Below are 1,243 nucleotides of genomic sequence, written 5' to 3'. Positions count from 1 at the left end.
TGAACTGGTCAAGTAATCTTGGACACCGATTAAGGTTCACGCCGCCAACCTTTCCTTTGCGACCGGCGACCGGTAGTCGTTGTAGCTGTGAGGCCTGCTGATGTTGTAGCGCGAGACATAGCGCTGCACGTCTGCCCGGGCCTCATGTTCCAGTTTGTAGCCCGTTTCAGGAACCCACTCTGATTTCAAACTACCAAAGAAACGCTCCATGGGGGCGTTGTCCCAGCACTCGCCTTTACGGCTCATACTTTGTCTAAATCCGTGTTTCACAAGCTCGTTTCGGAATTTATGACTGGTGTACTGACAACCTTGGTCTGAATGAAACAACACATCCTGGGGGCGGCCGCGTAGCTCAACCGCCATGCGTAGCGCTTCGCAGGTCAGGTTGGCATCAGAAATCATCGAGAACGACCAACCCACGATCCTCCGAGCGTACAAATCCAGAACGGCGGCGAAGTACATCCATCGCTTGCCGACCTTGATGTAAGTCACGTCGCCACACCACACCTGGTTAACCGCCGTTACATCAAATTTTCGCTTGAGCACGTGCGGCGCCACCAATGCCTCAACGCCCGGCGACTTGTACTTATGGCGCCTGCGCTGACGACTAGCGATGCCAGCTTCGCGCATCAAACTGCGAGCCATATAACGTCCGATACGATGCCCTTTGGCTTTTAGCTCCTTGGACAAAGTACGTGCGCCGGCCGACTCTCTGGACGCCCTGTGGTGCTTGACCAGCGCGGCTTTGAGCTTGTCCCGTTCAGGATTTGCTCTGCCTTGGCGCTGGCGCCAGGCGTAGAAACTACTGCGGTTGATCCCAAACGCCCGGCAACACCTTTTAACGCCGTATTGCTCGTCCAGCTCATTGATCAGCGTGAATGATCTTTGGCGTCCAAAAGCAGGAGAGCACTGGCCTTTTTTAGGATTTCAATGTCCAGGTCTTTCTCCCTGAGTAGGGCTTTGAGCCTCTGGATTTCTCGCTGATCAGCGGTAATCGCCTTGGCCCCTACCGGGGTCGAACCCAGGCGTTCTTTTTGCACTTGATCGACCCAGCGGCGTAGAGCAGTGGGGCCGATATCTAGGCTGGCACAGACCTCGGTAACCGGCTGGCCTTCATCCAGCACCATGCTGGCAGCCTTGAGCTTGAACTCACTCGAATAAGATTTACGCATATCCAAACACCTCAGATTTGGGCGCTATCATAACGCCCGATTGAAGTGTCCAAAATCATTAGGCCAGTTCA

General features: G+C 54.5%; 2 protein-coding genes. Both read right to left on the bottom strand.

Annotated elements, in window-relative coordinates; genetic code table 11:
• Window positions 1-36: 36 nt before the first annotated feature.
• Window positions 37-861 (bottom strand): IS3 family transposase, encoded by an 825-nt coding sequence (locus CER19_RS07700; protein ID WP_370706148.1) that lies wholly within the window; start codon window positions 859-861, stop codon window positions 37-39.
• Between the two features lie 8 nt (window positions 862-869).
• Window positions 870-1,172: a transposase gene (locus CER19_RS29375; protein WP_014717988.1), complete on the bottom strand. Its 303-nt coding sequence runs from the start codon at window positions 1,170-1,172 to the stop codon at window positions 870-872.
• Between the last annotated feature and the right edge of the window lie 71 nt (window positions 1,173-1,243).

The sequence above is a fragment of the Pseudomonas sp. GL93 genome (genome assembly GCF_003408955.1).
Lineage (GTDB): Bacteria > Pseudomonadota > Gammaproteobacteria > Pseudomonadales > Pseudomonadaceae > Aquipseudomonas > Aquipseudomonas paracarnis.
This window is presented reverse-complemented; position numbering and strand designations above follow the sequence as displayed.